At 69.7% G+C, this 24,178-nt stretch carries 22 protein-coding genes; 8 read left to right on the forward strand and 14 right to left on the reverse strand.

Annotated features, from left to right (window positions below):
* Positions 1–198: 198 nt before the first annotated feature.
* Positions 199–1,575 (reverse strand): replicative DNA helicase, encoded by a 1,377-nt coding sequence (gene dnaB / locus ABZ477_RS16115; RefSeq protein WP_360135255.1) that lies wholly within the window; start codon positions 1,573–1,575, stop codon positions 199–201.
* Between the two features lie 545 nt (positions 1,576–2,120).
* Here dnaB and ABZ477_RS16120 point away from each other — a divergent pair.
* The gene (locus ABZ477_RS16120; protein ID WP_360135257.1) at positions 2,121–3,098 is read left to right on the forward strand and encodes a hypothetical protein; all 978 of its coding nucleotides are present in this window, start codon (positions 2,121–2,123) and stop codon (positions 3,096–3,098) included.
* Between the two features lie 384 nt (positions 3,099–3,482).
* Here ABZ477_RS16120 and rplI read toward each other — a convergent pair whose 3' ends face one another.
* From rplI to rpsF, 4 genes are all read right to left on the reverse strand, one after another.
* Positions 3,483–3,935: a 50S ribosomal protein L9 gene (gene rplI, locus ABZ477_RS16125; protein ID WP_360135259.1), complete on the reverse strand. Its 453-nt coding sequence runs from the start codon at positions 3,933–3,935 to the stop codon at positions 3,483–3,485.
* Between the two features lie 11 nt (positions 3,936–3,946).
* Complete coding sequence (gene rpsR / locus ABZ477_RS16130) at positions 3,947–4,201, reverse strand: 30S ribosomal protein S18 (protein WP_005054609.1); 255 nt, start codon at positions 4,199–4,201, stop codon at positions 3,947–3,949.
* A 94-nt stretch (positions 4,202–4,295) separates the two neighbouring features.
* Positions 4,296–4,799, reverse strand: a complete 504-nt coding sequence (locus tag ABZ477_RS16135) for a single-stranded DNA-binding protein (protein WP_360135261.1) — start codon at positions 4,797–4,799, stop codon at positions 4,296–4,298.
* A 5-nt stretch (positions 4,800–4,804) separates the two neighbouring features.
* A complete protein-coding gene (gene rpsF / locus ABZ477_RS16140) occupies positions 4,805–5,182 on the reverse strand; it encodes a 30S ribosomal protein S6 (RefSeq protein WP_360135263.1) in 378 nt (125 codons plus the stop codon).
* A 179-nt stretch (positions 5,183–5,361) separates the two neighbouring features.
* Between rpsF and ABZ477_RS16145 the strand changes: the two genes are divergently transcribed.
* The 3 genes from ABZ477_RS16145 to ABZ477_RS16155 all read left to right on the forward strand — a co-directional run bounded on the left by ABZ477_RS16145 (position 5,362) and on the right by ABZ477_RS16155 (position 9,848).
* Positions 5,362–6,366 (forward strand): hypothetical protein, encoded by a 1,005-nt coding sequence (locus tag ABZ477_RS16145; RefSeq protein ID WP_360135265.1) that lies wholly within the window; start codon positions 5,362–5,364, stop codon positions 6,364–6,366.
* A complete protein-coding gene (locus ABZ477_RS16150) occupies positions 6,363–7,601 on the forward strand; it encodes a hypothetical protein (RefSeq protein WP_360135267.1) in 1,239 nt (412 codons plus the stop codon). Before ABZ477_RS16145 ends, ABZ477_RS16150 begins: the two co-directional genes overlap by 4 nt.
* A 228-nt stretch (positions 7,602–7,829) precedes the next feature.
* Positions 7,830–9,848, forward strand: coding sequence for a hypothetical protein (locus ABZ477_RS16155; RefSeq protein WP_360135269.1), 2,019 nt, complete (start codon positions 7,830–7,832; stop codon positions 9,846–9,848).
* Between the two features lie 68 nt (positions 9,849–9,916).
* On the opposite strand, the gene ABZ477_RS16160 is transcribed toward ABZ477_RS16155, so the two are convergent.
* The 8 genes from ABZ477_RS16160 to ABZ477_RS16195 form a co-directional block, all read right to left on the reverse strand.
* Complete coding sequence (locus tag ABZ477_RS16160) at positions 9,917–11,608, reverse strand: ABC transporter ATP-binding protein (RefSeq protein WP_360135271.1); 1,692 nt, start codon at positions 11,606–11,608, stop codon at positions 9,917–9,919.
* Positions 11,605–12,597, reverse strand: coding sequence for an ABC transporter permease (locus ABZ477_RS16165; protein ID WP_360135273.1), 993 nt, complete (start codon positions 12,595–12,597; stop codon positions 11,605–11,607). The genes ABZ477_RS16160 and ABZ477_RS16165 overlap by 4 nt, the downstream gene beginning before the upstream one ends.
* A gap of 1 nt (position 12,598) precedes the next feature.
* On the reverse strand, positions 12,599–13,675 hold the full coding sequence (locus ABZ477_RS16170) for an ABC transporter permease (protein ID WP_360135275.1): 1,077 nt from the start codon (positions 13,673–13,675) through the stop codon (positions 12,599–12,601).
* An 87-nt stretch (positions 13,676–13,762) separates the two neighbouring features.
* Positions 13,763–15,397: an ABC transporter substrate-binding protein gene (locus tag ABZ477_RS16175; RefSeq protein ID WP_360135278.1), complete on the reverse strand. Its 1,635-nt coding sequence runs from the start codon at positions 15,395–15,397 to the stop codon at positions 13,763–13,765.
* Between the two features lie 177 nt (positions 15,398–15,574).
* The gene (gene malQ, locus ABZ477_RS16180) at positions 15,575–17,737 is read right to left on the reverse strand and encodes a 4-alpha-glucanotransferase (RefSeq protein ID WP_360135280.1); all 2,163 of its coding nucleotides are present in this window, start codon (positions 17,735–17,737) and stop codon (positions 15,575–15,577) included.
* Between the two features lie 148 nt (positions 17,738–17,885).
* Complete coding sequence (locus ABZ477_RS16185; protein ID WP_360135282.1) at positions 17,886–18,275, reverse strand: DUF779 domain-containing protein; 390 nt, start codon at positions 18,273–18,275, stop codon at positions 17,886–17,888.
* Positions 18,276–18,417: 142 nt separating this feature from the next.
* Positions 18,418–19,965 (reverse strand): aldehyde dehydrogenase family protein, encoded by a 1,548-nt coding sequence (locus ABZ477_RS16190; protein ID WP_360135284.1) that lies wholly within the window; start codon positions 19,963–19,965, stop codon positions 18,418–18,420.
* 111 nt (positions 19,966–20,076) lie between these two features.
* A complete protein-coding gene (locus tag ABZ477_RS16195; RefSeq protein ID WP_360135286.1) occupies positions 20,077–21,396 on the reverse strand; it encodes a GAF domain-containing protein in 1,320 nt (439 codons plus the stop codon).
* 131 nt (positions 21,397–21,527) lie between these two features.
* On the opposite strand from ABZ477_RS16195, the gene ABZ477_RS16200 reads away from it, so the two are divergent.
* Genes ABZ477_RS16200 through ABZ477_RS16210 form a run of 3 tightly spaced genes read left to right on the forward strand, consistent with a single transcriptional unit; the run spans position 21,528 to position 23,073 of the window.
* Positions 21,528–21,890: a PadR family transcriptional regulator gene (locus tag ABZ477_RS16200; RefSeq protein WP_360135288.1), complete on the forward strand. Its 363-nt coding sequence runs from the start codon at positions 21,528–21,530 to the stop codon at positions 21,888–21,890.
* Positions 21,887–22,936: a hypothetical protein gene (locus ABZ477_RS16205; protein ID WP_360135290.1), complete on the forward strand. Its 1,050-nt coding sequence runs from the start codon at positions 21,887–21,889 to the stop codon at positions 22,934–22,936. Before ABZ477_RS16200 ends, ABZ477_RS16205 begins: the two co-directional genes overlap by 4 nt.
* A complete protein-coding gene (locus ABZ477_RS16210) occupies positions 22,933–23,073 on the forward strand; it encodes a hypothetical protein (RefSeq protein WP_360135292.1) in 141 nt (46 codons plus the stop codon). Before ABZ477_RS16205 ends, ABZ477_RS16210 begins: the two co-directional genes overlap by 4 nt.
* A 6-nt stretch (positions 23,074–23,079) precedes the next feature.
* Here ABZ477_RS16210 and ABZ477_RS16215 read toward each other — a convergent pair whose 3' ends face one another.
* Positions 23,080–23,418 carry a helix-turn-helix domain-containing protein gene (locus tag ABZ477_RS16215; protein ID WP_360135294.1) on the reverse strand — a complete coding sequence of 113 codons (339 nt, stop codon included), beginning with the start codon at positions 23,416–23,418 and terminating at the stop codon, positions 23,080–23,082.
* A gap of 78 nt (positions 23,419–23,496) precedes the next feature.
* On the opposite strand from ABZ477_RS16215, the gene ABZ477_RS16220 reads away from it, so the two are divergent.
* Positions 23,497–24,150: an NAD(P)H-dependent oxidoreductase gene (locus ABZ477_RS16220; RefSeq protein WP_360135296.1), complete on the forward strand. Its 654-nt coding sequence runs from the start codon at positions 23,497–23,499 to the stop codon at positions 24,148–24,150.
* Positions 24,151–24,178 lie beyond the last annotated feature (28 nt).

Consider the following 24,178-nt stretch of genomic DNA (forward strand, 5'->3'; position numbering starts at 1 on the left):
ACGTGTGAGCTCGACATCGGAGCAAAGCAGACCGAACGGGGAGGTGAAGTGTTGGTCTTCGAGACCGGGACCGTCGTGCGCGACGGACGCGCCGTCACTCGCCGAGGCGTCGCGAACCCGCCACTTGGCCTATCGGACCGGGAGGCTCAGCGGCTCACTCGCGGTCGGACACTCTCATTGGCGGACCGACGGCCCGATCTATGCGAAGTCCCCACCCGGGGCCATGTCGGTGAAGCGCGAGAAATGGCCTTGGAAGGCGACCGTGATCGTGTCGGTCGGGCCGTTGCGGTGCTTGGCGACGATGAGGTCGGCCTCGCCTGCGCGGGGGCTGTCCTTCTCGTAGGCGGCCTCGCGGTGCAGCAGCACGACCATGTCAGCGTCCTGCTCGATCGAGCCCGACTCGCGGAGGTCGGAAAGGGCGGGCTTCTTGTCGGCGCGCTGCTCGGGTCCACGGTTCAGCTGCGAGAGGGCGATGACGGGGCACTGCAGCTCCTTCGCGAGAAGCTTGAGCGCGCGCGAGAACTCCGAGACCTCCTGCTGGCGCGACTCGACGCGCTTGCCGCTCGTCATGAGCTGCAGGTAGTCGATGACGACCATCTTCAGACCCGCGCGCTGCTTGAGCCGGCGGCACTTCGCGCGGATCTCGACGAGCGTCATGTTGGGGCTGTCGTCGATGTAGAGCGGAGCGTCGTTGATGCGGCCGCGCGTCGCGGCGATCGTCGTCCAGTCGCGCGAGTCGAGCGTGCCCTTCCGCATCGCCTGCAGCGGGATCGCGCCTTCGGCGCTCAGGAGGCGCATCGCGATCTCGCTGCGCCCCATCTCGAGCGAGAAGAAGATCGTCGGCATGTCGTGCTTGATCGCCGCGGCCCGCGCGAAATCGAGAGCGAGGGTGCTTTTACCCATCGCGGGGCGGGCCGCGATGATGATCATCTGGCCGGGGTGCAGGCCGTTGGTCAGCTGGTCGAGACCTGAGAAGCCGGTCGGGATGCCGGTCATCTGGCCGTCGCGACCGCGAGCCGCCTCGATCTCGTCGACGGCGGCGTCGACGGCGATCGTGAGCGGGACGTAGTCCTCGGCCGCCTCGGCTCCCGTCACGGAGTAGATCTCGGCCTGCGCGTTGTTGACGAGGTCGAGCGCCTCGCCCTGGCCCGAGTAGCCCATCTGCACGATGCGCGTGCCGGCATCCACGAGGCGGCGCAGCAGTGCGCGCTCGTTGACGATCGACGCGTAATAGCCGGCGTTGGCCGCGGTGGGGACGATCGAGGTGAGCGTGTGCAGATAGTCGGCACCGCCGGCGCGCTGGAGCTCACCGGTCTTGATGAGCTCGTCGGTGACGGCGACGACGTCGGTCGGCTCGCCGTGCGAGTAGAGGGTGAGGATCGCCTCGAAGATCAGCTCGTGCTTGGGCACGTAGAAGTCCGTGCCGCGGAGCGTCTCGATCACGTCGGCGACGGCATCCTTCGAGAGGAGCATGCCGCCCAGAGCGCTCTGCTCGGCGAGCAGGTCATGCGGGGGCGTGCGCTCGTGCTCGCGGGGGCCACCCAGACGCTCGTCGGAGATGTCGGCGATCGACAATTGCGGTTCCTCCTGGTGGTGCGTCGAGCGTGCTTGCGAGGGCGCGCACGGAGTCATGCTTCGGGATCAGCGGGAACTTCCCCATTCGTGTTCCATCGCTGCTGAGTTCATCACCGGCTTCCGACATCGGCGTCTGGATCCGGGCCTGTCCGCGGGCCGCACCCCACGCTAGAGAGGCACTTTCCGCATCGCAAGACAGCCTGTGGATAACTATGTGGAGAAACTGCGTGAAACGCCGTCCTCCCTGTGAGCAGTGCCTGTGGAGAAGTCTTGGGAGTAATCGCTTCACGGCGCCGTTTCTACGGGTTGATCGGGGATTTCAGATTTCACAGCCTGTGGATGCAGATGTGGTTGAAGTCGAGCTTGAAGGTTGCGTCTGCTAGGTCCGGCTGTGCACAGTTCATCACCGCCGGGCCATACGTCCGAGGCGCGAAGACCCCTGGACAAGCTGCGCCTGCAGGAGTACCTTCGGCAATCCAGGCACCCCAAGGCGGCGTTCGACTGCGAGCGTCCGTCCGACGATCGTCGTCGCTGTGGAGGTGAGCGTGGACATCGCGAACAGCCCCTTCCGGGTGCCTGCTCTCCGGCTCTTCGTCGCCGGACTCGCGCTCGCGTTCGCGCTCGTCCTCCTGGCGCTGCTGACCGGCCTCGGCGCCGGTCGAGCGCAAGCCGACGACGGCAGGGGCGCCCTGTCCGGTCTCGCCGGCACCGCCGTCGCGGCTGTGGCCGAGGTCGCCGATGGGACGATCGACACGGTCGCCGACACGACCACGGCCACGGCCGACGCGGTCCAGTCCGCGGTGCAGGCCGCTCCCGCACCCGTCGCAACGGTCGTCCGACCCGTGGTCGAGACGGTGGCGACGGTCGTCCCGGCGGCCGCCGAGCCCGTCGCCGAGGTGCTCGATGCCGGCATCGTGTCCGGTGTCCTCGAGCCCGTCGTCGAAGTCGCGACCGCCGTCCCCGTCGCCGGGGCGATCGTGCAGGCCGCCGGTCTCGACGATGCGGTGACGGATGCCGCAGCCGCCGTCGATGAGATCACGAGCAGCGTCGGAGCCGTCGTCGAGGACGCGCCGAGCGTGCTCCCGCCCGCGCAGACCCCTGCCGAGGAGACCCCCGCGGCTCTCCCGGCCCTCCCGGCCCTGCCGCCCCTCCCGGCCCCGTCGGGCTCCACCGACGCCGATGCCGTCCCCACGGGCCCTCAGCGCGCTTTGACGGCGCTCACGGCCGCCGTCGCGGCATCCGGCGTCACCATCGTGCTCCGCGAAGCCTCGCGGGCCGCTGTCGCGGTCCTCGCCTCCGCGGGACCGTGGGCCGGCAGCATCCTCTCCTCCGCTCTCGGACCGGGCGTGTGCGCGCCCGGCGGGGGCTTCCCCACGGGGTCCGGCGGTGCAGGCCCCGGCGCCCTGGCGCTCATCGCGTTCGCTCCGCTCGCCGCACACCGTGCCTGGGTGCGCCGACGCGGACCGGACGACGACGACGCGCCGCCGGCGCCCATTCTCGGCACCGACGTCTCCCCCGACTGAGGCACTCACCGCCGTCGGCATGGCCGCGGCGACGGGCTCGCAGACGCCCGCAGTGACTTGGGAGGAGCGCCTCGGGCGCGGCCCTGGCCGACTTCGTGCCGACCGGCGCCGGTGTCCTGGCATCCGCACTGCGGCCCGCGTGGCGTGAGCCGGAGGCTGGTCGGTGCGCCTGGGCCCGGCTCGCCCTGGTTCCGTCGCGCGGAAATGGCGGGTGCCGCGGTACGGAGGGGCCGCGGCATCCGTCCCCACTCGGGCGCCCCCGGCGTGACTCGGAGGGGCCACCGGGACAGTCCCGAGAACCCGGATCACCCCTTGAAACACGGATGCCGCGGACCCCGAAGGGTCCGCGGCGTCCGTGGCTCGACAAGCTCGCCAACCGGTGGCTTACTTGGCGGCGACCACCTGCAGCGTGATCACGGCGGTGAGGTCGTCGCGCAGGCGAACGGTCGCCTCGTGCTCGCCCACCGACTTGATCGGGGAGGTGATGTGGATCTTGCGCTTGTCCAGGTCGCCCAGGCCCGCGGCCTTGACGGCGTTGGCGACGGCCTCGGTCTTCACCGAGCCGAACAGACGGCCCTCGGCGCCGGCCTTGACGGCCAGCTTGACCTTGTTGGACTCGAGCGCGTCCTTGAGCGCCACGGCCTCTTCCTGGTCGTGGATCGCGCGGGCCTCGCGGGCGGCGCGGATCGACGCCACCTGCTTCTCGCCACCGCGGGTCCAGGCCACAGCGAAGCCCTGGGGGATGAGGTAGTTGCGGGCGTACCCGTTCTTGACCTCGACAACGTCACCGGCGCTACCGAGCCCGGCGACCTCGTTCGTGAGAATCAGCTTTGCCATTGCGGTGCTCCTTAGCGGCCAGCGCCGGCGTAGGGCAGGAGCGCCATCTCGCGGGCGTTCTTGATCGCCTTGGCGATCAGACGCTGCTCCTGCACCGAGACACCGGTGATACGACGGGCGCGGATCTTGCCGCGCTCCGAGATGAACTTGCGAAGAGTGGCGACGTCCTTGTAGTCGATGACGCCGACGCGGATCGCCTTCGCGGGGGCTGCGTTCTTCGCGCCCTTCCGCGGCTTCCGGCGGTCGCCGGTTGCCTTTCCAGCCATGGGATTTCCTTACTGAGAGATTGGGATGCTTCGACCCGGCGTTCGACCCCGCGACAAGCTCGGGGATCGGGCTTGTCGGAGATCGGAAGGGGTCTTAGAACGGAGTGTCGTCGCCGTAGGACGTGCCGGGCGTGCTCCACGCGTCGGCCGATGCGGCGTTCGAGGAACCGGGCGTCGACCACGGCTCGTCGGCGACCTGCGGGCGCGACTGCCCGCCGCCACCGCCACCGCCGCCGGCCGCGCGCGTCACCTGAGCGGTGGCGTAGCGCAGTGACGGGCCGATCTCATCGACCTCGAGCTCGATAGCGGTGCGCTTCTCGCCCTCGCGCGTCTCGTACGAGCGCTGCTTGAGGCGACCGGTCGCGATGACGCGGGAGCCCTTCGTCAGCGAGCCCGCGACGTGCTCGGCGAACTCGCGCCACACGCTCGCGCGGAGGAACAGCGCTTCGCCGTCCTTCCACTCGTTCGCGGCGCGGTCGAAGTTGCGCGGCGTCGACGCGATCGTGAAGTTCGCGACGGGGAGGCCGTTCTGCGTGTAACGCAGCTCGGGATCGGCCGTGAGGTTGCCCACCACGGTGATGATCGTCTCGCCGGCCATCGTCGTTACGCCTTCGCTGCCTTGGCGGGAGCGGCAGCCTTGCGAGCGGCCTTCTCCTCGGAGCGCTTGGCCTCGGCGGCGACCTGCGCGATGGCCTCCTCGGCACGCAGCACCTTGGTGCGCATGACCTGCTCGCTGAGGTTCAGCTGACGGTCGAGCTCCTGCGTGGTCGCGGCGGTCGCCGTGAAGTTGACGACGGCGTAGATGCCCTCGGTCTTCTTCTGGATCTCGTACGCGAGACGACGGCGGCCCCAGATGTCGACGTTCTCGATCGAGCCACCATCTGCGGTGATGACCTTCAGGAACTTGTCGAGGTTCGGGGCGACCTGGCGCTCGTCGATCTCAGGGTTCAGGATGACCATGAGTTCGTACTGGTGCGTCACTTACCCACCTCCTTCGGACTAGAACGGCTGCCGGGCATTTCCCGACAGCAGGAGGGTGTGTTGCACGTCATCCGGCTTACCGCGCGTCGAGCGCGTGCGGACAACCCTCCTATGGTACCGGATGCTGTCCCTCAGCCCGAATCCGCGCGTCCGGCGCCTGCGCCGGTAGCGTGGCGCGCATGGAATGGACGGCGGATGTCGCGCCCGGCGACTGGATCCGGGAGCGCATCGACGAGCCCTGGCACGGGACGATGCACGATGTCGTCCCGCACGGGTTCGAGGCGTACGCGCGCATCTTCCACCCGGCCGATCGCGACCGGCCGGTCGGTCGGCCGTGGCCGCCGCTCCCCTACGGCGCGCACCACCGGGAGTGGGAGGCCTTCCAGCTGTCCGAGCCCGACTTCGAGGCCGAACGCGTGTCGTGGGCGGATTCCGCTGCGGCCTTCGGCACGACGCTGCACGCGCTCGCGCAATGGGACCGACTGGTCGAGCGCTTCCGCGAGGTCGAGGGCGAGGACGGACCGAGGGATGCCGCGGGCTGGCGGTACGGCCGTCCCATGTGGGGGCAGCTCGCCCCCGACCTCCTCTCCACGACGACGGCGATCCTCGCCGGCCACACGACGACGCCCGACGATGCCTTCATCGGAGTATGGGAGGGCTGGGGCGGGCTGGTGGGCGGCATGGGCTTCGGTCCGTCGCGCGTCCTGTTCACACTGTCGGCCTTCGAGGAGGGCCCCCGCGACGAGGCCACGGAACAGCACCGGGAATTCCTCGAGCGCTCCGCCCGCGATCAGCTGAACGGCGCCTTCCGCAAGCCCAAGTGGCAGCCCGGCATCCTCTCCGACGACATCTCCCGCGGCCCGCGTCTCGAACTGCCGAACCGATCGCACGTCCTCTTCACCGGCTCGCTCGGTGAGCTCGCCGATCCGGCGTGGGCGGAGCGGATGCCGTGGACCGACGCGTCGGCCGTCGAGTTCGGCGGACGCCCCACCGCCGAGTCGCCGAGCCTCGTGTGGCCTGCCGACCGGGCGTGGGTGCTCGTGAGCGAGGTCGACTGGGATTCGACGATCGTCGGCGGAACGCATGCGGCGCTGCGCGCGCTCTGCACGGACCCGGGGCTCGAGGCTCTGCCGCTCCGCGAGGGCGCCGACCTCACGTGGGACGCCGACGAGGTCAACCGATGAGCAGCGCAGGGGTGGCGGCATCCGTCCCCTTCGATGCGCGGCCGCTCGTCGAGCCGGTCGACCGCGCCGCGACCCGCGAGTTCGCCCGGCGCCTGCGCGCTGAGGGGCGGATCCCCAGCGCCCTCGGCTCGCCGGCCTCGGTCGTCGCGATGGTCATCGTCATCGTCGTGTTCTGCGCATTCGGCGGGGTGTTCGTCTCGCTGTTCCTCACGTTCCTCGCGACGGCGATCTCGGACGGCGGCGAGGGCGCGTGGTTCGGAGCACTCGTCATGATCGTGCCGAGCCTCATCATCGGGATCATCGCAGCGATGGTCCTGGTCGGCGCCGTCCGCGGGACGGCGGGCCAGGCCGCCCGGTGGTACCGGCTCGACCGCTTCGCCCGCGCCAACGGCATGGCCTACCTCCCCCGGCTCGATCAGCCGGCGCTGCCCGGGATGATCTTCGGGATCGGCGGGTCGCGGACCGCGACGGACGTCGTGCGCGGCGAGCAGCCCCGGTTCGTCGAGTTCGCGAACTACCGCTACACGACCGGGTCGGGCAAGAACCGCACCACCCACGTGTGGGGCTACGTCGCCGTCAAGCTCGACGTGCCGCTGCCGAACATCGTGCTCGACGCGAAGGGCAACGACGCGCTGTTCGGCTCGAACCTCCCGGCGCTGTTCGACGCGGACCAGCGTCTGAGCCTCGAGGGCGACTTCGACAGGCACTTCTCGCTGTACTGCCCCGAGGGGTACGAGCGGGATGCGCTCTATCTGTTCACCCCCGACATCATGGCGCGCTTCATCGACAACGCCGCGGCGCTGGACGTCGAGATCGTCGACGACTGGCTCTTCCTCTACGCCAAGCGCGACTTCTCGACACTCGATCCCGCGACGTGGGCGTGGCTCTTCTCGGTCGTCGCTGCGCTCCTCGACAAGCTCGGGCAGTGGGGTCGCTGGCGCGACGAGCGGCTCGCGCAGGCGAGGGCGACGGATGCTGTGGACCCATCGCCGGCGGCGGGACTCGACACCGCGGCAGCCGCCGGCGCGCAGGGAGCGGCATCCGGAGTCGTCGCGGGCCGGGATGCCGTGCCGTTCGCCGCGCCCGCCGGTCTGCTGCGGCCTCCCCCGGGCGTCGCTCCTCAGGGTCGTCGGCTCACGCGGCGGGTGTCGTGGGTGTCGATCGTCGCGATGATCGCGATCATCCTGTGGTGGATCGTGAGCCAGACGGGGATGCTCGAGCTCTTCCTCCGGTAGGCCGCACCTTATCTCGCGCTTCGTCGCCTGAAAAGCCCCTGGACCCGCACCTTCGCTGGTGATGTACTAGGCCGTGCAGCGGGCCGATGATGACCCGCTCTTTCATGGAACAGGTCCCCCCGAGACCACGAGTCCCGTCGGGGCACGACTCTGGAGGTAACACCTGTGGCTCGATCTCGACGCCGTACCATCGGCGCGATCACGATCAGCGGCGTAGCCGCTGTGGCGATGACACTCACCGCCGCCGCCCCCGCCCTCGCCGCGCCCGGCGATGGCACCATCACCCTGCCGATCAACGACAGCGCCGCCGGCGGCACGTACGACCAGGACTTCACCCTGGCGTACGAGAACGCCACGCCGGACGGCACGCCGGTCTACATCTATGTACCCGAGGGAACCCCGCTGGACGGCTCGGCGCCGGAAGGCGTCGCCAGCATGGATCCCGCGTTCGATCATGACCCGACGGACGACTTCACACCCTGTGCCGACAAGGACGTCAACGACTTCACGATCACGCAGGCGCAGATCGACGCGCTCGGCGATGAGCTCGCGAACCAGATCGTGGCCGTCGACGAAGAGCACTTCGGGCCGATGGACGCAGCCGACCCGGCCGACCCGGCGAGCGACTCGCTCGTGATGGTCGTCTACAACGTGCAGGACGACTCCTATTACAACTGCGCGGAGACCACCTACACGGCCGGCTACTTCGCGCCCGACTTCATCGATTCGGTCGGCATGAACGTGATCGTCGTGGACGCGTTCGACTGGGCCAACCGGACGGGCGAAGAGGGCGACCACCTTTATGAGGGCGTCATCGCGCACGAGCTCGAGCACCTGCTGCACAACTACAGCGACCCGGGTGAGCTGTCGTGGGTCGATGAGGGCCTCGCGGACTTCGCGGCGTTCCTCAACGGCTACGGCGTCGGCGGATCGCACCTGACATACCACCAGGTGTTCTACTCCGACACGTCGCTCACGCGCTGGGGAGGCGGGCTGCAGAACTACGGCGCCTCGTACACCTTCTTCCAGTACCTGTGGGAGCAGGCCGGCGGCAACGGCGACGGAACCTACGAGCCCGACCTCCAGTACGACAACGCGGGCGGCGACCTGCTGATCAAGCGCATCTTCGAGAACCAGGCCGACGGCATCGACGGCGTTCAGGCGGCGATCGACCAGTTCAACGCCGAGACGGGCGGCGACCTCCGCGACGTCAAGACGCTGTACCAGGACTGGGCCGTCGCGGTGTACCTCGACGACGAGAACTCGGACCGCTTCGACATCAAGGCCGTCGACTTCGGCGACCCCGAGTTCACCTCGTGGACGATGGACATCGCGGACGACCAGTTCTGGGGTGGCCGCGGGAGCAACCAGGGCGCTCAGCCCGACGCGAAGTGGAACAAGCGCGCCAACGGCCAGGTGCCCGTCGCCGTGCCGTACGGCATGCAGGTCGAGCGGTTCCGCAACCCCGGCCCGAACATCTCGATCGCGCTCGACGGCGAGGACCAGTCCCAGGTCGCGCCCCACTCCGGTGACACGCACTGGTACGGCGGTTACGAGAGCCAGTCCGACAACGTCCTCGACGTCGATGTGACCGGCACGGCCACGTCGCTCGACTTCTGGACGTGGCACTTCATCGAGGAGGGCTGGGACTACGGCTTCGTCGAGGCGCTCGTGGGCTCCGACTGGGTGACGGTTCCGCTCGTCAACGACGCCGGAACGGTCGTCACGACGGACGACAACCCGCACGGCAACAACACCGAGGGCAACGGCCTCACCGGAACGTCCGGCGGCGCGTACTTCGTCGACGAGCCCACCTACATCCACCTGACGGCTCAGCTGCCGGCCGGTGCGACCGACGTGCGGTTCCGCTACTCGACCGACGCGGCGTACCTCGACACCGGCTGGTTCGTGGACGACGTCATGGTCAACGGTGCGGCGGCGACGGTGTCGTCGGCCGAGGGCGAGTGGATCGAGACGAACGGCCTCCAGGACAACAACTGGACGCTCCAGCTCGTCTCGCGCTGCGACCTCACGCCGGGCACCACGAACCCCTTCGAGATCACGGACGGCGCAGGCAACTACGTCTACCGCCTCGAGGGCGACGCCATCACGCAGGGCGGATTCAACACGAAGTGCGCGAACGGCAAGAACCGCGACTTCGCGACGATCGTCTCGAACCTGCCGACGGGTGACCTGACCTACCTCGACGCCGGCTACACGCTGACCGTCAAGAACACCAAGAAGTAGGCGGCACTCCGCACACACAGGAGCCCCGGGTGAGCGATCACCCGGGGCTCCTGTCCGTGCTGCGTCTGTCAGGCCGAGCGCGTCGCCTGCCACACCGCGCGCCGCGCGGCCTGCTCGACGGGGTCCGGCACCGGAAGGGAGGCCAGGAGCCGCTTGGTGTAGTCGTCGCGAGGGTCCGTCAGCACCTGCACCGTCGTGCCCTGCTCGCGGATCTCGCCCTGCCGCAGGACGACGACGCGGTCCGCGACCTGGTCGATGACGGCAAGATCGTGGCTGATGAACAGCGACGCGAACCCGAACTCCCGCTGCAGCTCGGCGAAGAGCTCGAGCACCCGAGCCTGGACCGACACGTCCAGCGCGCTCGTCGGCTCGTCGGCGATGAGCAGCTTCGGATTCAGGGCGAGTGCGCGGGCGAGCGAGGCGCGCTGGCGCTGCCCGCCGGACAGCTCGTGCGGGTACCGGTCGCCGTACGAGGTCGGGAGGTGGACAGCGTCCAGCAGCTCGTCGACGCGCTTGCGGGATGCCTGGGCCGACGACTCGCGCTTGTGCACGACAAGCGGCTCGGCGATGCACTCGGCGATCGTGAGGAGCGGGTTGAAGCTCGTCGCCGGGTCCTGGAAGACGAAGCCCACGTCGGGGCGGATCTTCGCGAGGTGACGGGACTTGGCGCCCTTCATCTCCTGCCCGAGGACAGTGAGTGACCCGCCGAGCACTTCGGTCAGGCCCACCATCGCGCGGCCGATGGTCGTCTTGCCGGAGCCGGACTCACCGACGAGGCCGAGGACCTCGCCCGGGCCGATCCAGAAGTCGACGCCCTTCACGGCGATGACGCCCGACGAGCCGAACCGGCCGGGGTATCCGATCTGCACCTTCTTCGCGACGACGAGGCTGCCCTCGGGCGGCGCCGTCGGCGCGGGTGCCGCGGGATCCTGCGTCGCGCTCTTGCCGCGGCCGACGTGCGGGACGGCGGCGAGGAGCGCCTTGGTGTAGTCCTCCCGCGGGTCGGCGAACAGCTCGTGGACGGGCGCCTGCTCGACGATGTCGCCGCGGTACATCACGACGACACGGTCGGCGAGATCGGCGACGACGCCCATGTTGTGCGTGATGAGGACGATCGTCGCGCCGAACTCGTCGCGGCACGCGCGCAGGAGCTCGAGTATCTCGGCCTGAACCGTGACGTCGAGAGCCGTCGTCGGTTCGTCCGCGATGATGAGCTTCGCGTCGAGCACGAGCGCCATCGCGATGACGACGCGCTGCTTCTGCCCGCCCGAGAACTGGTGGGGGTAATCGTCGACGCGCTTCTCGGGATCCGGGATGCCGACCTTCCGCAGGATCTCGATCGCCCGGGCCTTCGCCTCCGAGGCGGAGAGCTTCTCGTGGGCGCGCAGGCCCTCGGCGATCTGGAACCCGACCGTGAAGACGGGGTTGAGGGCGGTCGAGGGCTCCTGGAACACCATCGCGGCATCTCGACCGCGCATGCGCTGCAGGTCGTCGTGCGACGCGTGCACGACATCGGTCTCGCCGCCGTCGCGGCCACGGATGACGACGGCGCCCGAGAGCGTCGCCGTCTCGGGCAGCAGACCCAGGAGCGTGTTCGCCGTCACGGTCTTGCCCGAGCCGGACTCTCCGACGATCGCGAGCACTTCGCCCGCGCGCGCCTCGAGGCTGATGCCCGTGACCGCCTTGACCGGCTCACCGTCGGTCGCGAACGTCACACGCAGGTCGCGGACGGAGGCGATGGGTTCGTCGACGATGCTCATGCGGCACCTCCCGCACGGCGACGGCGGCGCAGCCGCGGGTCGCTCAGGTCGTTGAGACTCTCGCCGACGAGCGTGATGCCCAGGACGACGAGCACGATCGCGAGCCCGGGCGGGATCGCCGTCCACCAGATGCCGCTGGATGCATCGGCGATGGCGCGGTTGAGGTCGTAGCCCCACTCGGCTGCGGAGGTCGCCTCGATGCCGAACCCGAGGAAGCCGAGGCCCGCGAGGGTCAGGAGCGCCTCGGAGGCGTTCAGCGTCACGATGACGGGGATCGAGCGCGTCGAGTTGCGTAGGACGTGGCGCACCAGGATGCGGTGTGTCGGCACGCCGATGACCCGCGCCGACTCGACGAACGGCTCGGCCTTGACGCGCACGACCTCGGCGCGAATGACGCGGAAGTACTGCGGCACGAACACGACCGTGATCGCGAGCGCCGTCGACAGGATGCCGCTGCCGAGGGTCGAGCGCCCGCCCGAGATCGCGATCGACAGGACGATCGCGAGGAGGAGCGACGGCAGGGAGTAGATCGCGTCGGCGACCACGACGAGCAACCGGTCGAGCCAGCCGCCGAAGTAGCCGCTCACCAGCCCGAGGAAGATGCCGAGGAAGATCGAGAAGCCGATGGCGGCAAGGATCGCGAGCAGGGCGGTCTGGGCGCCCCAGATGACGCGCGAGTACACGTCGAAGCCGCTGACCGTCGTGCCCCAGATGTTGAGCGGGTTCGGCGGCTGCTGAGTTCCGAAGTCGACGCCGTCGACGCTCTGCTGCGCCCATCCGTACGGCGCGATCCAGGGCGCGAACACGGCCACGACGATGAAGACGATCGTGAGAGCGAGACCGAGGATGAGCATCACGCGCTGCAACCCGACGCTGCGACGCAGCTGGGAGATGACGGGGATCCGGTCGGCGAGGGGCTTCCTGCGCGTCGTCAGCACCGTGGGTGCGGATGCGGCATCCGTCGCCTGAGTCGTGGGCTCGGTCGACATTTCAGTACCTCACCCTCGGGTCGATGAGCGCCGCGATGATGTCGACGATGAAGTTCGTCAGGGCGACGACGATCGCGATCATGATGACGATGCCCTGCACAGCCACGAAGTCGCGGGCCTTGATGTACTCGGCGAGCTGGAAGCCGATGCCCTTCCATTCGAAGGACGTCTCGGTGAGGACGGCACCTGACAGGAGGACCGCGATCTGCAGGCCGATGACCGTCACGATCGGGATGAGCGCGGGACGATAGGCGTGCTTCGTGAGGAGCCGGTACTCGCCGACTCCGCGCGAGCGCGCGGAGGTGACGTATTGCGCGCCGTGCGTGCCGATGACGTTGGTGCGGACGAGTCGGAAGAAGATGCCGGCGGTCAGGAGGCCGAGCGCGAGGCCCGGGAGGATGGCGTGCCACAGGACGTCTCCCACGGCAGCGGGGCTGCCCAGCCGGATCGCGTCGATGAGATAGATGCCGGTCGCCGGCTCCACGGTCTGCAGCAGCAGCTCGGTGCGCGTCGACGCGCGACCGGCGACGGGGAGCCAGTCGAGCCACACGGCGAAGACGAGCTTGAGGAGGATCGCGACGAAGAAGATCGGCGTCGCGTAGGCGAGGATCGCCGCGATGCGCAGCACGGCATCGGAGGCGCGGTCGCGACGCGCCGCGGCGAGGATTCCGAATGGGATGCCGATCGCGAAGGCCACGAGGAGCGCATAGAACGCGAGCTCAAGGGTCGCCGAGCCGTACGTCAGAAGCACTTCGAGCACGGGCCGATTGTCGGAGATCGTCATGCCGAAGTCGCCGCGCACGACGTTGCCGACGTATTCGAGGTACTGCACGATGAGCGGCCGGTTGTAGCCCGCCTCCTCGATGCGCTCCTGGAGCTGGTCGGGAGGGAGCCGGTCGCCGAGGGCGGCCGTGATGGGGTCGCCCGTGATCCGGGTGAGGAGGAAGACGACCGTCACGACGATGAAGACCGTCGGGATGACGAGGAAGAACCTGATGAGGATGTAGCGCCACATCCCGCCGCCCTTGGGGGTGACGAGAGGTGTCGCGGCCATCGCTTCGTCGGCCACTGTGACCATGCGGGAACCTAACGAGGAAGCGGCGCGGGCCGCGAGACGGCGGCAGGTGACCCTGCCGCCGTCTCTGAGCCCGGCCGCGCCGGTGTGCTACTTGCTCAGCGGCGCGTAGCGGAACTTGAACGAGCCGTCGAGGACGGCGCCCTGGACGTCGGCGCCCACGACAGCGATCTGCGTGCCCTGGAGCAGCGGCAGGGTCGAGATGTCCGCGGCGACGAGGTTCTGGATCTGGCCGATCTGCTCCTCGCGGGCGGCCGGATCGGTCTCGGAGATCTGCGACGTGATGAGGTCCTGGACCTCGGCGTTGTCGTAGTGGTTGACGAGGAAGTTCTCCTTGGCGAAGAACGGCGTCAGGTAGTTGTCGGCGTCCGAGTAGTCCGGGAACCAGCCGAGCTGGTAGGCGGGGTAGACGTCGGCCGTGCGGTCCTTCGAGTACTGCACCCACTCGGTCTGCTGCAGGTTGACGGTGAACAGGCCGCCCTCCTCCAGCTGGGACTTCACGGCGGCGTACTCGTCACCCGACGAGGGGCCGTAGTGGTCGCCGTTGTACTGCAGGTTCAGTTCGACGGGCGTCGTGACTCCGGCGTCCTCGAGGGTCGCCGTGGCCTTCTCGAGGTCCGGTCCGCCGCTTCCGTCGCCGTACAGCTCCTTGAACGGCTCGAGCGCGCCGGTGAGACCCTGGGGGACGTACGAGTACAGGGGCGAGTAAGTGCCCTTGTAGACGTCCTCCGAGAGGGCCGCGCGGTCGACGAGGTCGGCCGCGGCCTGGCGGACGGCGAGCGCCTTGGCGGCGTCGGCGTCGTCGGTCGTCGCGCCGAAGGGCATCGTGTCGAAGTTGAAGACGATGTAGCGGATCTCGCCACCGGGGCCCTCGACGATCTTGACCGCGTCGTTGCCCGAGAGGTCCTCGATGTCGGTCGCCGAGAGACTGCGGAACGCCACGTCGATGTCGCCGTTGCCCACGTCGAGCTTGAGGTTCGAGGCATCCGCGTAGTACTTGACCGTGATGCCGTCGTTCTCGGCGGCAGGCAGCGACCCGGCGTAGTCGGCGTACGGCGAGTACGAGATGAGCTCGTTGACCTTGTACGAGTCGATGACGTACTGACCGGCGAACGCCTCGCCGGCGACGATGTCGTCGTCGGAGGTCACGCTGTCGGCCGAGAAGACCTCTTCGTCGACGATCGGCGCGGCCGGGCTCGACAGGATCTGCTCCCACGTCTGGTCGTTGCCGTTCTTCAGCGTGAACACGACGGTCGTGTCGTCGACGGCCTCGGTGCTCTCGAGGTTGCCGAGCAGGTACGAGGGGCCGTTCTCGTCGGCGATCGCGAGCTGACGGTCGAAGGTGAACTTCACGTCGGACGCGGTCAGGTCGTGGCCGTTGGCGAACTTCAGGCCCTCCTTGAGCGTGACCGTGTACTCGGTGTCGGAGGTGAATTCGCCGGACTCGGCGATGTCGGGCGTGACGTCGGCCGTGCCGTACTGGCTGTTGAAGAGGAACGGGTAGATCTGGTTCATGACCGCGAACGAGCCGTTGTCGTACGAGCCGGCCGGGTCGATCGAGGTGATCTTGTCGGTCGTGCCGACGATGAGCGGCTCGCCCGTGGCGTCGCCGCCGTCGTCGGTGTTGCCCCCGCCGCTGGCGCAGCCGGCGAGAAGGATTGCCGAAGCCCCGAAGGCCCCGATGGCGAGACCGAGTCGGCCGCGCGCGCTGTGGTGCAGTGACATAGTGCTACCTCTGCTGTGAACGGATTGGCCACGCCAGGCGACGCAGCCACTCGGGATATCCTCACCCCGCACCGTTCAAAGGGCAATCCGGTGAACGATTCGTAACGAGACCGAAATCCTGCGAAAGTGGCACCGCGTGCCGCATCCGCCGGGCGAGTTGCCCTGTCTCGACGCCGATCAGCGCAGCGGATTGCGCAGCGCGCCGTCCACAGCGGCCGTGAGCGATACGAAGCGCTCGTTCCCCGCGAGGTCCTCGATGAGCACGCACTTCCCATCGGGGCCGGCCAGCGGCACCTGCCAGTTCGGGTACTCCCGATGCGTGCCCGGCTGGTTCTGGACGCGCCGCTCCCCGACGGCGTCGACGAGCCCCACGCCGAGCAAGAGGGATGGGGATGCTGTCAGCAGCACGTGCAGCGCGGCGACGATGTCCTCCTCCGTGGCGTCGGCGCCGATGAGCCCGCGATCGCGGAGGATCGACAGCATCCCGTCCCGCTCGTGGGCCGCCTCGGCGCGGACCTCCTCGACGGGCTGGGTCAGCAGGCCCAGCCGTGCGCGCAGGTCGACGTGCTCGCCGGCGAGGTAGCCGGCCGTGGGCGGGAGGTCGTGCGTGTTGACGGTCGCGAGCACGGACTCGCGGTAATGCTCGGGCGGGCGGAGGCCGTCCCCCTCGTACTCGAACCACAGCACCGACGTACCCAGCACGCCGCGCGAGGACAGGTAGTCGCGCACCCACGGCTCGACGTTGCCGAGGTCCTCTCCGATGAGCACGGCGCCGGCCCGCTGCGCTTCGAGCACGAGGACGCCGATCATGGCCTCGTGGTCGTACCGGACGTAGGTCCCGGCCGTCGGGCCGAGCTCCTCGGGGATCCACCAGAGCCGGAACAGCCCGATGACGTGGTCGATGCGCAGCGCGCCGGCGTGCCGCAGGAGGTTGCGGATCATGTCGCGGACGGGCGCGTACCCCGCCGCAGCGAGCGCTGACGGCAGCCACGGCGGCTGGCTCCAGTCCTGCCCCTGCTGGTTGTACATGTCCGGCGGGGCGCCCACGCTGATGCCCTGCGCGTACAGCTCGCGGAGCGACCAGGCGTCCGATCCGTCCGGGTCCACCCCGACGGCGAGGTCGTGCATGACGCCGATGCTCATGCCCGCCGCGCGGGCCGCATCCTGCGCCGCCTGCGCCTGCTCGTCGGCGATCCACTGGAGCCAGATATGGAACCTCACGCGATCGGCGAGCTGCTCGCGCAGCTGTTCGACGAGGAGCGAGCGGATGTCCTCCGCCCCCTCGGGCCGATCCTCGCCCTCGGCCAGGTGCGCGTAGTGCTCCTCGAGCGCGCACCAGAGCCCGAAGTCCTGCAGCGCGGTCCCGCCCGCCTCCACGAAGGCTTCGAAGGCGGCCTGCCGCGCGGCACTCCGGGGAGCGCGGTGGACGACCTCGAGCGCCGCGATCTTCGCGGTCCAGGCGAGGTCGCGGTCGACGCGCTCGGCGTCGGTGTCGGTCGCGGCGGCGGGAACCTTCGCCGCGGCGATGAGCGCCCGCGCGTCGGGGTCTAGGTAAGCCGTCTCGCGGATGTCCTCGGGCCGCACGTAGAGGGGGGCGATGAATCGCCGCGTCGCGGGCAGGTAGGGCGAGGGCTCGATGGGTGTCGTGACCTCGGCGGCGTGGATGGGGTTGACGAGCAGGAAGTCGGCTCCGCGCTGCGCCGCGACCGTCGCGAGGTCGCCGAGGTCGGCGAAGTCGCCGACCCCCCAAGACTCGCGGGAGCGTGCGGAGTACAGCTGCGCCATGAGCCCCCAAGCCCGACTGCCGGCACCCGGTCGCGTGGCAGGCGGGGCGAGGCGATCCGGCGTCACGACGAGCACTGCGTCGCTCGAGCGCTCGGCAGTGCCGTGACGGTGCTCTCGCACGTGCAGGGTGTGCCAGCCGAGCGGGAGGTCGTCGGGCAGCGGCACGTGCACGCGCCACACGGGCACCCCGTCGATCCGGCGCGACTCGGGCTGCTGGCCCGGGATCGGGATGCCGCGCCACGATCCGTCCTCGAGGGTCGTGCCGATCTCGACGTCGCAGCCGTCGGCTACGTGCACGTGCAGCTCGCCGCCGCCGCGTCGCACGACGACCGTCGGCGGGACGAGAGCGCGCCACGGCGCCTCCTCGGCGGCCGTGAGGGCCGCGGCGGCCGCCGCCTCGTCGCTCGCGTCGACGCCCATCGCGTCGAGGATGAGCCGGAGCGTCGCGGCGGGGACCTCGACGCGCTCGCCGAAGAACGACCAGTACCCGGTCGCGACGCCGTGCGCCTCGGCGAGCGCCGCGAGGGTCGGTGTCGGGCTCTCCTGCGTCGTCATGCGCGACCCCTCTCGTCAGGACGATCCTGGCAGGGGGACGGATGCCGCGGCTAGGAGTGCGCGGGCAGTTGCGGTGCCGTCCTCGCGAGTTGCCGGAAGATGCGGCGTCTCGACGTCGAGACGCCAGAAGTTCTGGCAGCTCGACGGGTCAGCGCTTCGCGGCGCCGAGGCCGAAGTGGCCGAGCTCGGCGTCGGTGAGCATGCGGCTGCGGATGATGAAGCGATTGCCCGTCGGACCCTCGACGCTGAAGCCGGCACCGCGCCCCGGCACGACGTCGATCGTGAGGTGCGTGTACTTCCAGTACTCGAACTGCGCTTCGGAGATGAAGACCTGGATGCTGTCATCCAGCCCCACTTCGAGCGCGCCGAGATGCACGTCGCTGGGGCCCGTCAGGAACATGCCGACGGGGTAGCACATCGGCGCGCTGCCATCGCAGCATCCGCCCGACTGGTGGATCATGAGCGGCCCGTGCCGCGCCGTGAGCTGCCGCAGGAGTGCGGCTGCGGCATCCGTCACCGCGACCCGGCTGTAGGTCATTCGTCGTCCTTTCGGGGGGCGTTTCGTCTCGCTTCGCTCGCTCAACGACCGGGGTGCGAGTGCCCGGTCGTTGAGCGAGGAGCGAAGCGACGAGGCGAAACGCCCGAGCCTGCGGGAAGCCTGGGGCACCCGCATCCGCGGATCAGAAGAAGCCCATGGCCCCTTCGGCATACGACACCAGGAGGTTCTTCGTCTGCTGGTAATGGTCGAGCATCTTGAGGTGGTTCTCGCGGCCGATGCCGGACTGCTTGTAGCCGCCGAACGCCGCGTGCGCGGGGTACTGGTGGTACGTGTTCGTCCACACGCGGCCGGCCTCGATCGCGCGGCCCGCGCGGTAGGCGGTGTCGCCGGAGCGGCTCCACACGCCGGCGCCGAGGCCGTAGAGCGTGTCGTTGGCGATGGAGACAGCATCCTCGAAGTCGTCGAACGAGGTGACCGAGACGACCGGCCCGAAGATCTCCTCCTGGAAGATGCGCATGTCGTTCGTGCCCTCGAACACGGTCGGGGCGACGTAGTAGCCGTCCGACAAATCGCCGCCGAGGTCGACCCGCTCGCCGCCGGCGAGGAGCTTCGCGCCGCCCTGCCTGCCGATGTCGATGTAGCTCAGGATCTTCTCGAGCTGGTCGTTGGACGCCTGGGCGCCGATCATCGTGGCCGGGTCGAGCGGGTTGCCCTGCACGATCTTCGACACGCGGTCCAGGCCGTCGGAGAGGAACCCGTCGTAGATCGAGCGCTGGATGAGCGCGCGCGAGGGGCACGTGCACACCTCGCCCTGGTTGAGCGCGAAGAACGTGAAGCCCTCGAGCGCCTTGTCGTAGTAGTCGTCGCGCGATCGGGCGACGTCCTCGAAGAAGACGTTGGCACTCTTCCCGCCGAGCTCGAGCGTCACGGGGATGAGGTTCTGCGACGCGTACTGCATGATGAGCCGGCCCGTCGTCGTCTCACCCGTGAACGCGACCTTGCGGATGCGCTTGTGCTGCGCGAGCGGCGCGCCCGCTTCGATGCCGAAGCCGTTGACGATGTTGACGACGCCCGCGGGCAGCAGGTCGCCGATGATCTCGAAGAGGAACAGGATGCTGGCGGGCGTCTGCTCCGCGGGCTTCAGCACGACGCAGTTGCCGGCGGCGAGCGCGGGCGCGAGCTTCCACGTCGCCATGAGGATCGGGAAGTTCCAGGGGATGATCTGCCCGACGACGCCCAGCGGCTCGTGGAAGTGATACGCGACGGTGTCCTCGTCGATCTGGCTGAGCGACCCCTCCTGGGCGCGGAGCACACCGGCGAAGTAGCGGAAGTGGTCGATCGCGAGCGGGATGTCGGCGGCCAGGGTCTCGCGGACCGGCTTGCCGTTCTCCCACGTCTCGGCGACCGCGATCGCCTCGAGGTTCTGCTCGATGCGGTCGGCGATCTTGTTGAGGATGACGGCGCGCTCGGCGGGGGTCGTGCGCTTCCACGACTCGAACGCCTTCCACGCGACGTCGACCGCACGGTCGACGTCCTCGACCGTTCCGCGGCCGACCTCCGTGAAGGGCTTGCCGTTGACGGGCGAGATGTTCTCGAAGTACTGACCCTTCACGGGCTCGACGAACTCCCCGCCGATGTAGTGGCCGTAGCGGGGGCGGTAGTCGGCGACCGAGCCGCGCTGCCCGGGGGCCGCGTAGACGCTCGAGACGCCCTCTTCCACGATGGTCATGTGTGTCTCCTTCGACGCTCACGGCGGCTGCGGTGCCGCGTTGCGACGAACCTAGGCGGGGCCACGTTGCATCACGTTGCACGGGATGCTGTCACCGCCGGGCGACCTCGGCTACTCGGCCTGGAGCCGCTCGATCCGGGCGACGAGCCCGGCGCGCTTGGGCGAGCGGGCGGGGAGCATCGAGAGGCACAGCCGCAGCACCTCTTCGTCGTCGGCGCCGGTCGCCGTGTCGGCGTACGCGAGGAGGACGTCGACGGATGCCTCGGCCAGCAGCGCCTCGCGCAGCGCCGTGCGGACGCTCGAGCGGAACTCGTCGACGCCGGGTGCGGACGAGTCGGGAAGCACATCCCCGCGGTAGGCGGCGAGTGCGACGCGATGCGCACCGCGGTCGAGGAGCGACAGGACCTGGTGCGCGTCCGTCTCGACCGGCGCACCGAGGCGGTACGGCCGCGATTCGAGTGTGACCTGCGGCGCCGCCTTCTCGAGCGCCTTGCGCAGGCGGACGATCTCGGCGCGGAGCGTGACGGTGGCGTCGGGGTCGCCGTAGACGAGCTCGCCGAGCCGTTCGGCCGAGACGCCCTGCCGGTGCACCGCGAGCATGAGGAGCAGCTCGGCGTGACGTGCGCCGAGCTCGGACACGGTCTCGACCCCGTCCCCCGCGACCTCGATCAGCGCGCGGTCGCGGCCGAGGACCCGCAGCGTCGTGCGGCCCGCCTCGACACGTCGCGCGGGCCGGCGCGGCGCGGAGCTCTCGCGGGCGCGGAGCCGGGCGAGCAGCAGCTCGCCCTCGACCGCCCTGGCCGTGGCATCCACGAGCAGCTGTGCCTGCGGCGTCACGACCTGGTCCCCGCCCGTCACGTCGATGACTCCCAGGATGCGGCGCGTCTCCGGGTCGTGGACGGGCGCGGCCGTGCACGACCACGGCTGGACGAGCCGGTTGAAGTGCTCGGCGCCGCGGATCTGCACCGATCGGTCCAGCGCGATCGAGGTTCCGGGCGCGGCGGTGCCGACAGCATCCTCCGACCAGTTCGCGCCGGGGACGAATCCCATGTCGCCGGTCAGCGCCTGGATCCGGCGATCGCCTTCGACCCACAGCAGGCGCCCGGCAGCATCGCCCACGGCGATGACGACGCCCGAGTCGTCGAGGTCGCCTGGCACGAGGAGCCCGCGGATCATGTCGATGACCCCCGCGAGCGGGTGCGCCCGGCGGTACTCTTCGAGCTGAGCCGACGGCAGGTCGAGCGGCGGGAGCGCCTCGGCGCCGACGAGGCTCGCGAGCGAGCGGCGCCAGGACTCCCGCACGAGCGGCCGCACGTCGTCGAGGCGGACGTCCGCGACGTTGCCCGCCACGAGCTCTTCGTGGGCGCGCTCGATGATGAGCCGCGAGTTCTCAGGTGTCGTCTCGCGCCTGGTCGACCACGGTGAACTCAACGCGGGCTCCGTTCGCCGTCGGGGAGCGTGGGTCCAGTGTAGGCGGGTGCGACGCGCCGGATGTGCAGACCGCGCACTACTGTGCACTCCGTGGTACCGTGCCTCTCACAACAGTCGGACGAGGAGCGCTCATGGATACCACCCAGCTGCTGAAGGGGGTGCTGGATGCCGCGGTGCTCGCCGTCGTCCAGCACGACGACGGGTACGGCTACGACATCGTCCGCCGCCTCCGCGACGCGGGACTGGGCGAAGTCGGGGACGCGTCGGTCTACGGCACCCTCCGCCGGCTGTACAGCGCGGGCGTCCTCTCGAGCTACGTCGTCCCGTCCGACGGCGGCCCGCACCGCAAGTACTACGCGATCAACCCGCAGGGCCGCGAGATGCTCGCGGCGCAGCGCGCCGACTGGTCGGCCTTCGCGTCGGCCATGAGCGGCCTCCTGGACGACACCAGCCCCAAGCCGAAGACTCTTCGCACGATCGGAGACCCGCGATGACCCTCGCCACGACCGACGGACGCATCGCGGCGTTCGCGGCATCCGTCCGCTCCCACCTCGCCGACCTGCCGGCGGACGATGTCGAGGACCTCATCGAGGGACTCGAGGCCGACCTCGCGGAGCAGGCGGCCGACAGCGGGGAAGCCTTCGAGATCCCGGATGCCGCGGCCTACGCCGATGAGCTGCGCAGCGCCGCCGGGCTCCCTGAGCGCAGCGCCGTCGTCCGGAAGGCCACGCTCGGCGAGCGCTTCGCGGTGCGGCGGGCGGCGGCATCCCGCTCCATCCGGGCGAATCCGCTCGGCGCGTGGCTCCTCGACCTGGCTCTCGTGCTGCGGCCGGTCTGGTGGATCCTCCGCGGCTGGATGGTCTACTTCTTCTTCACGTTCTGGGCCGGCGCGGGGATTGTGCCGCCGACGATCCTGCACTGGGCGCTGCTGCTGGGGCTCGTGCTCGTGAGCATCCAGTGGGGTCGCGACCGCTGGATGCCGCTCTCGTGGCTCGGCGTCGTCCGCACGGTCGTCAGCGTCGGCGCCGTCATCCTCCTGCCGATCTCGCTCATCGCCCTCTCGAATCTGTACGGCCAGACCCAGCCGATGGTCGAGTACGTCGACACGAGCCAGCCCGGACTCTCGAACGACGGCCAGCGCGTGCGGAACATCTTCGCCTACGACGCCGATGGGCGGCCCATCAACGGAGTCCAGCTCTTCGACCAGGACGGCCGCCCGCTCACGACGGTCGGCGATGAGGGGATCAGCCAGCGCTGGGAGTTCGACTACTACTTCTTCGGCGGCGGGGGGCCCGTGCCGGTGCCGCTGTCCGAAGCCGGGCGCGCCCCCGTGTGGAATGTGTACCCGCTCTCCGAGCTGTCGTCCGACTCGCCCGAGGCCTTCGACCCCGCCGACGCGGTCGTGCCGCAGCATCCGTTCGTGCAGGTGCCGTCGGTCGCCGATGAGCCGGCCGATGAGGAGACGGATGCTGTAACCGGCGAGACTCCGTCGCCTTCAGCGTCGACCGAGCCGCTGGTCGACGAGGAGGCGACGCCGTGACGGACGCCCCGCGCATCGTGAGCGTCGACCTCACGCACCTCGTACGCGCCGCCCTGGCCGCCGAAGCCGCCGAGGGTCCCTCGGCCGTCGATCGATCGAAGCGAGACGACACGTCCCCAGCCGAAGTGGAACTCTGAGTCGGCTCAGCGGGCGCGGACGGCCAGGTTGTCGGAGGCCCAGCGGCCGAGATCGTCGAGGATCGGCAGCAGCCGGCTCCCGGCATCCGTCAGGGAGTAGGACACGGCGACGGGCGGTCCGGGGTCGACGTCGCGCACGACGAGCCCTGCGTCGCAGAGTTCGGCGAGGCGATCCGAGAGCACCGCGTCGCTGATTCCCGTGACGGCGCGGCGCAGACCGACGAAGCTCGTCGCACCCCCGCCGAGCGACGACACGATCATGCCGTTCCACCGCTTGCCGAGCACGGTGAACGCGAGCGTCACTGCGGCATCGCAGCTGCTGTGGTCCATCTCGCTCCCGGGCACTCCCTCATGGTACCCGTGCTACAGTCCTGCTAGCCGCTATGTTTTTCTTAGTAGCTATCATTCGATGATCGGAGTTGCATGTCTCTGTTCCGGCTGGATGCCAGCATCCTTCCCTCCTCGTCCGCCAGCCGCTCGCTCGCCGACCTCGTCGAGGCCGAGTGGGTCGCGGCTCACCCCGACTCGAGCGTCGTCCGGCGCGACCTCGCCGTCGAGCCCGTCCCCGCGACGGCATGGGCGGACGTCGTGACGTCGGGCTTCGTCGACGCCGAGCAGCGCACCGAGTCGCAGTTGCAGGCTCGCGCCCTCGCGAAGACCATCGCGGACGAGCTGATCGACGCCGAGGCGCTCCTGTTCGCCGTGCCCCTGTACAACTACGGGGTCTCGCAGCACTTCAAGACGTGGTTCGACCTCGCCTACACCGACCCCCGCATCGACCCGCAGGGCACGGCCCTGCGCGGCAAGCCCGCGACGCTCGTCACGGTGCTCGGCGGCAACTACGCCCCCGGCACGCCGAAGGAGGGCTGGGACCACTCGACCGCGTGGCTCCGCCGCGTGCTCGAGGACGTGTGGGGTCTCGACCTGCGCGTCGTGCAGCGCCCCTTCACGCTCGTCGGCGTCAACCCCGCGCTCGACGCCTTCGCCGACACCGCGGCCGCGCTGAAGGAAGAGGCCGAGACCGCCGCGACGACCTACGGTCAGGAGCTCGCCGCCCGCCGCGGCAAGGTCGCCTGACCTCGCCTCCGCTCAGACCCCGGTCGTT

The organism is Microbacterium sp. NPDC019599 (genome assembly GCF_040632175.1).
Lineage (GTDB): Bacteria > Actinomycetota > Actinomycetes > Actinomycetales > Microbacteriaceae > Microbacterium.